The sequence below is a fragment of the Thermosipho sp. (in: thermotogales) genome, assembly GCF_020054775.1.
Taxonomy (GTDB): Bacteria; Thermotogota; Thermotogae; order Thermotogales; family Fervidobacteriaceae; genus Thermosipho; species Thermosipho africanus.
This window is the reverse complement of sequence record NZ_JAIHAP010000090.1, coordinates 1-7,213: the sequence shown is the minus strand read 5'-3', so window position 1 is coordinate 7,213 and position 7,213 is coordinate 1. Positions and strand designations below refer to the sequence as shown.

The window sequence follows — 7,213 nt, the reverse complement described above, 5'->3', positions numbered from 1 at the left end:
CAATTTACCGTCATACACCAAGTCGGAGGTCTGCTCCATGTTGATTCCGTTGGCAAACAGCCACAGCTTTCGTTTGCAAACCTGATAATAATTGAAATGAGTTCCTGTCATGATGCGGAGTATAAATGAACCGTGTATTGGCTATTTTTTCTTCAACATATTTTTATACATCCGATTAAAATCTGCAGCTTCTTCGGCAAAATTATATTCTTGTGGGTCCCATTCTTCATCCGGATCTGAGCCCAGCCATTCTAACATTTCCGATCGATTTGGATTCGATTTGTCGGTTATAGCCTCTTTCAATTCTTCATATCCCCACGGTCCGCCACAGTCTTCGGGTGGACAGGCCCCTTTGCCATTCAACAAGGTTGCCGATGAAGAGTTGTCGATTTCGTCGATTTTTTCCAATGTGATCTTGTGAATCCAATCGTCGCCAAAATCGTAGATGTAAACATAGGTCTGTCCTTCTTTTTTGAAAATACTCGAAAGTTTAGTTTTTGCGGCGTCCATCGATTGAGTTGGATTTCTCGAAGGAGAAGAAAAAAAATCATTTGCATCGTTTTCTGGGTTAATCTCGATCATAGGATTTGAGCCGTAACCCGAAGGGGAGAAAGCATACATGTGTTCATTCTCCCATCCGAAGGCATCTTGAATGATGTAATGAAACTGGTCGAAGGTAATTTCAGACGGCACAAGCACTTGTCGCCATACTGCCGGTTTGGTAACGTTTTGTAATTGAATTTTAAATTGAAAAGTCATACGACTGAATTTTTAGTTGTTTATATTTTATTCTCATGGGAATTGAAGTGAATGTGAGTAATTTGCATAATAATTATATTTTACATTTACATTATACAATCATTCCCTTTTAAATCAATACCTGTTTCAAAAGAATATGAACTCGAAGATATATGAAATAAATCAAAATAACTTCTATTATCTGCCAGATCAGGTTTTTTATCCTCAGATTTAATTCTAACCTTAATAATTTGTTGAGACATCTTTCTTAAAAGTAACTCAATAATTTTTCTTTTCAATTTAATGAATGAAATATCAGCGTTTTGATGAATTAAATTCATTACTTCATCATTTAATTTTAAGAGGCGATTAAAAGAATTGTCTTTTTTATTTTTAGATACATAATAAAGTTTTTCTTCGCCAAATACTTTTTCATCTATCAATTGAAATTTACCTATTTTTTCATATTGGCATTCCGTTATATCTTTTAAGAAATCAAATTCTAAATTATGGTTTGAAATAGAAGTATGCTTCCCCCATTCTAAGTCAGATTGAATAAGATTAAAGAAATTTTTTTGGACATTTAAGAGATCTTTTTCTTGATATTTTGTATCTGTAAAAGAATTTTTTGTAAGGCGGATTAACTCATTGTCTTTCCCCCTGTATATTAATCTTGATCTAATTTTACCTTTATTTTGTAATTGAAAAATTTTCACTTTCCCTAATGTTGGAAGTTTCCCGTTCCTATTGCATCTACCTGCTGATTGAATAATACTTGATACAGTAGCAAAATCTCTGTAAACGATTGGAAAATCAATGTCAACTCCTGCTTCAATTAATTGTGTTGAAATAACGATAATCTTTTTGTCTTCTCGCAATCTACGTTTAGCTAAATATATTTTTAGTTTTCTATCTCGTGGTGTGAAATGAGTATTTAATAATATCACTTCATCATTATTTAATTCCTCCTTGCATAATTTGTAAAGATCTTTTGTATCTTCAATAGTATTCAATATAACCAAAATCGATTGATTCTCAGCAATTATCCAATCCCTTAATGCATTTAAATCAATAAAATCTTCATTATATTCAATTTGATAGCGATTGAAGAGATTATCATTGAAATAGCTTCTTGGCAATAATGGAAATGGCTCTGAATATTTATTAAAAAATCTCTGAACTTTTAAATTTTCTTTAGGTAATTCATAGTTAGGCTGAGTTGCTGTTGAAATAATTGCATAACTTCCAAATTTTTTACAAAAATGGCTCAAATAAGCAACAAAAAATCCGTATAATCTAGGCGGAAGCGATTGGATTTCATCCAATAGGAAAATACAATTTGAAAAATTAGGTAATTTCAACAATTCTGCATTTTTGTTACTCAGCAATGTTTCAAAAAAACGGACAAAAGTAGTAATAATGAGAGGGTAAGCAAAAGTATTTTCTTGAAATTCAAGAATATTAGCTTCTGATATTTTTTCTTTAGTTGGGTTATCATCCAATTCTTTTTGAATTTCTTCGAATCTTTTATTTTCTGATTTTGAGTCTATCCGTTGAATAAAGTTTTCATATCCTTCGAATATTTTTAAAACCTCATTTTCTATTTGTTCTGTAATGGAAAGAAATGGCAATGCATATATAATTCTTTTAGCGCCTTTGGTATTCATGATTTCTGATGCCAAAGATAGTAACATTAATGTTTTGCCAGAACCGGTTGGTGCTGTTAATTCAAAAACTTGTTCATTCTTTTTCAGTCCTATTTTAATATTTTGAACTGCTTCTTCCCTAATTTTTGTACGTAATTTGTTTAAGTCTGTATCCTGATTAAGTTTTATCAAGTAAGAATCTAATTTCTGATTAAAGCAAGACGAAAAAATTTGAATAGCATTTTTCTGTTCATCAATAAAGTTCACTATTTTTCCTGCATCTGCTTTATCGGCTTGAAGTACACTCGCAAAAACCGCTTGATAATTGATAAAGAAATCTAGTGCTGATTTATTCTTATCTCCATCAAAAATAATTTTCTCAGAATAACCTTGCTGTATTTTCGGATTGAACATCAACTCACGAAAATCTTCAATGTGAATAAAATGATTAACAAAATCATAAGTAGGCAAATCTTGCTCTTTCTCAATAAATTCGAACAAGGAGAAATTTTCATCCTTTGATAAAATACTTGCTCCAATACCATTGTAATCAATAGGGGTAAAATCCGGCAAATTACCATGATGTTTTGCAATAGCAACATTCAGAGCAATTAAATCGTTCTGAGTAAGTTCATCAACTTCAAGAAATTGCTTTAGGGCTTTTATATTATTTCGGTTACAACAAAATGCACAAAAGAAAACATAAGCAGACAAATAAGCATGATTAGCATATCCTTTTGAGATTTTTTGTGTATCAAGTTTATCCTGAAAATTTGGATTGATCTTTCCTAAATCATGAAAAATAGCAACCAATTCTGCAAAACGGGAATCGGTTAGCTTCTTCGTATTTTCTCTTACCCCCTCGATATGATCTAATAAATACTTATCTGGATGAGATTTGAGCTTTTCTAAATTAAGCACCATTTTTCAACTTTTTGCGCAGAATTATATTCATAATATTCTCCATGAACAATAATGGAATATGGATAATCAGGATAAATTACATTTTTATATCGCTCAGGAAGATTCCAAAAATCATCATTTTGAAAAGTTGGCATTTTGTCAAAGCCTATTCTGAATTGACCTGAAAAATTTCTTGGAGTATGTTCAGCTAAAACAAAACCATAAGTTTCAAAATCACCATTTTTTAATTCTGAAAATTCTCCATCAGATTCCCATTTTAAGTTAGCAGGGCAATTGTGCCAACCCAAAACAGGAGGATAAACAGCTAACTCATCTTTTGTAAAATGTTTAAACTCTTCAAAAATTGAATTTGACCGCTCATCTTTCAGGGCAATGGAAACCAGAAATTTGGGGTCTTTCAAAAATTCAAAATACTTTGGTGTACCCTGGGAAGTTGGACTAATTGCCGTCCGGCTGGTAAAACCCCAAGAGATTTTTTTTACCGGATGAAGCAACTGAACACCATAAAGCAAATCTTCCGACAATTGAGGAAATTTCCTTTTCATCTCTTCTCGTTCAATGCCTAGTACTGCTCCAATTAAACCAATCAACGCTGTTTTGGTAATCAAATCGTGCGACAAGGGATTGTTATTAGTTTCCGGTTTTTTGAAATGTCCCCAATGACCTTCAATGATAAATTGAAATCCTTTCATAACGTAATTGCCTCAAATTTAGGACAACTTGTTAGTTTAGACTTAATCGAATCGATTTCAGTGTAAAACTTTACCTTCTCTACTTTTTCAGTTTCTGCAATGGCAATCAACTTTGAGAAATCAAGATCATAATCATCCATACTACGCAGCTGTTCACCTTTTTTGTCGTCTTTCGGTTTTAATTCAATCAGGCGGTCAACATCATAGATTTTTTGATTGTTTTTTGCATATTCTATTACAAGAAGAAGAACGGAGTTCTGGCCAACTTTACTACGTGAATGAGAACTTCCTTCTCCATTTGTTCCATACCAAAGTCCTTCATACATTAATGTCAAATCATTTGCCGTCATTCCAGTTTTTTCTGCAACTTTTGGATTTAACCAGCCATGAATTTGAACTAAAGAATATGGAACTATGGTTGTGGTGGCTATAGAACCTTGAGTATTTTCAGCGCTTGAAGTGAAATGTGTTGTGTTTTGGTGCATTCTCAGATTTACTTCGTTTAACGAAGGATTTAATAATGCAAATTGAACCGGACCAGTAAATTGAACATGCCCATTTGTGCATTCTTTTCCGTCTACTTTTATTTTTTCAGTATCTTCGTCTTTTAAAGTTGAAATACCTCCAAATAAGCGGACATCAATTTGCTCTTTCAATATATCACCAATATTAGTGAATTTCTTTTCATTTCGGTTTTGGGCAATCCATGTCAAAACACCTTTTGAATCAGTTTTACCTGCTCCAGTTTTTTCACTTACATAAATTGGTAATTCTTTTTCTTCAAAATAGGTTCTGATGTATCTTTTAATTCGAACATCACTTACAAGAATTTTTTTTGTTTCTTCATCATAACGCTGTTCACCTGTAAACGGATCTCCATTAGGAATGTTGTACTTTGTTTCGTATAAAAACAAAATTTCGGATTTTTTCAATTGATTTTCCATAATTGTAAAATTTTATTTTATTGATTAATAGTTGAATCTATTTCATCTGAAGTTGATGTTTCTTTTTTGGGTTACGGCTTAAAATAACTCTCCATGAAACCAAAAGCACATTCTTCTTTATCATACCTTGATTTAAAATCTTTTATTTTTTGAGCTAAGTCATACGATGTTTGAATAGTATACTTAGTTTTATTGTGCATAATCAGTTTTTGTTCGATTTCATTTTTCAGTTTAATGAAATCGGATAAGGTTGCGATTCTTCTATTGAGATTCCCAACATAATTCTTTTCAAAAGAATTAATTTCTTTACTCAGGTTTTTTGCCATGCTTCCCAGCATAAACCCAATTTGGTAACTTTCGGATGATGTGATTTCCATAAATTTATCAATTTTATTGTTTTGTATTTTTAAAAGAAATTTAAAATGAAATTTTAAATCAATATAATTGTACCAGATTTTATTCTTTTCGATATTCCTGACAATATATTCTAAGACCTGAATAAATGATGGCAATAGTGAATCGTCAGTGTAATAATTCGCTGTATAAATTAATGGTAAGACTTTCAAAAGATGTGATTGATACTTAGGACTATCTTTATAAGAAACATTCTTACTTTTTTCATCATATTGAGGATTGCCCAAAATAGAGCGAAACGAATAATCAATTTTTGGAATGAATAAATCTTTGTCAGTTTTAATAATATCTTTTCTCTCTAATTCAATCTCACCAGCAATTTTACTTATTCTCTCCTTTATTAATAACAACTTACTTTTTTCAATTCCTGACAATTCTACTAAATCTCTATCCGGAGAAAATTGACTCCCTTTATTACATAATATGAGATCAAATGAAGTAATATTTTTTTTATCATCAGATAAAAAATCAAAAATTGGGTCATAAGAATTATTATTTTTTTCTTGATTTTTTGCAAGGAGTTGCGATTCATTCCTTTTTTCTAAAAAATTTTCATAATCTCTTGCTGAAAGATTTATTCCACGAGGTAAAACAATAAGTTTTATATTTGTTCCATTAATTAGTTTTCCTTTATTTGTGTAATCAATGGCGTAAAATAAATCTTGCAAAGTATCAATTGTAAAACCTTTTGCTTTGTATTTATTTTTTTCAGCAAAAAGAGGAAATTGGATATCATTTTTTTTATCGCCAGAACAAAGTGTTTTATAAAGTGTCTTTTTTAAAACTAAACCATTAGGTGTTTCTTCAACAAATTCAGAAAACAGCTTAGAATTTAATAAATTCATATCTTCGGGAAAATTATACCAATGTAAATTTCCTGGGAATTTAAAATGGATAAATATTTTAAAGTTAAGACAATCAAAGAGTGTTCTTTTTTGAGTTTCACTACATTCGGCTAATTTATCAGGAATTCCTATTTTTCTTAAATTGTTTTTTGTGGTATTGAGAAAAGCATATCTAATTGCATATGTGTATAATTCTTTTTCATTTTCTAATAGTTGAATAAGATCGTTATTCTTTTTATTTTCGATTAGTTCAGAAATTGCTGGAGCATATTTTAAAATCTGCTCGATATATTGTATGTTTTTCTTTATTAATTCATGAAATTGTTGAATAACTCTCGGCGAATTTTCTTTGTAAGATTTTAAAATATCATTGTAGTCATTCATTCCTCGAAAAAAGGAACTTCGTCTATAAGCAGGATTTGAATGCAAAGAATTTTCTAATCGATAGCATCCTCCTTCTTCGATATCAATACTATTATCATTTTTTATTTTTGCTTTTCTTTCATAATAAATATCCCCGAAAATATATTTTACTAATCTATCTGCATCCGAAGTCTTATACTTTAAGTAGTAAAGTTTTTCCCTATCTTTTTCCGGTGTTATTTCTAATCCCTCCCAATCAAAAGAAAAATCTTCTTTTACTGGAATGGTAATACATATTGGCCAATTTCCATCCTTGTCTTTTGGACAAGGTTCCACATATTTAAAATATTTCAAGCTATCTTCCGAACTGCGGAGAATTTTGCCTATCTGAAGTACGGTGTCTAAACTCATATCTTATTATTTTTCTATTTAATTTTTTTCTGATTATTTTTCCCTATTTCCTCCACCATCCCAAACCCCAGGCTGTTTTTGCTGCCGATACCGCAATCGTAACAGATTTTCATCAACTCGACGGGTGCCGTGAGCTGAAAATTGCAACCGAAAGCACGGATTTTGCTTTCCTGTGGCGTGTCGGCTTTGATGGTTATCAACGACGAACGAGGCTGATTGGTCACCTTGAAGTCGAA

Annotated in this window: 7 protein-coding genes; all 7 read right to left on the bottom strand. The window is 31.2% G+C overall.

Annotated features, from left to right (window positions below):
• Positions 1-111 (bottom strand): Dna2/Cas4 domain-containing protein (locus tag JG780_RS10775; protein WP_287570511.1); only part of this gene is annotated, 111 nt, incomplete at its 3' end.
• Between the two features lie 30 nt (positions 112-141).
• Entirely contained in the window at positions 142-759 is a 618-nt protein-coding gene (locus JG780_RS10770; RefSeq protein ID WP_101486231.1) for a plasmid pRiA4b ORF-3 family protein, read from the bottom strand.
• Between the two features lie 86 nt (positions 760-845).
• Positions 846-3,305, bottom strand: a complete 2,460-nt coding sequence (gene cas3 / locus JG780_RS10765) for a CRISPR-associated helicase Cas3' (protein ID WP_287570509.1) — start codon at positions 3,303-3,305, stop codon at positions 846-848.
• The gene (cas5, locus tag JG780_RS10760; RefSeq protein WP_287570507.1) at positions 3,293-4,000 is read right to left on the bottom strand and encodes a CRISPR-associated protein Cas5; all 708 of its coding nucleotides are present in this window, start codon (positions 3,998-4,000) and stop codon (positions 3,293-3,295) included. Before cas5 ends, cas3 begins: the two co-directional genes overlap by 13 nt.
• Entirely contained in the window at positions 3,997-4,944 is a 948-nt protein-coding gene (locus JG780_RS10755) for a type I CRISPR-associated protein Cas7 (RefSeq protein ID WP_287570505.1), read from the bottom strand. Before JG780_RS10755 ends, cas5 begins: the two co-directional genes overlap by 4 nt.
• 71 nt (positions 4,945-5,015) lie before the next feature.
• Positions 5,016-6,977, bottom strand: a complete 1,962-nt coding sequence (locus tag JG780_RS10750) for a hypothetical protein (protein WP_287570504.1) — start codon at positions 6,975-6,977, stop codon at positions 5,016-5,018.
• 14 nt (positions 6,978-6,991) lie between these two features.
• A partial coding sequence (locus tag JG780_RS10745) for a CRISPR-associated endoribonuclease Cas6 (RefSeq protein ID WP_287570503.1) occupies positions 6,992-7,213 on the bottom strand: 222 nt, incomplete at its 5' end.

What these genes read in the sequence shown, in the direction of transcription:
- JG780_RS10755 (WP_287570505.1), bottom strand. Translation starts at nt 4,944, where the DNA reads ATGGAAAATCAATTGAAAAAATCCGAAATTTTGTTTTTATACGAAACA.
- JG780_RS10770 (WP_101486231.1), bottom strand. Translation starts at nt 759, where the DNA reads ATGACTTTTCAATTTAAAATTCAATTACAAAACGTTACCAAACCGGCA.
- cas5 (WP_287570507.1), bottom strand. Translation starts at nt 4,000, where the DNA reads ATGAAAGGATTTCAATTTATCATTGAAGGTCATTGGGGACATTTCAAA.
- JG780_RS10750 (WP_287570504.1), bottom strand. Translation starts at nt 6,977, where the DNA reads ATGAGTTTAGACACCGTACTTCAGATAGGCAAAATTCTCCGCAGTTCG.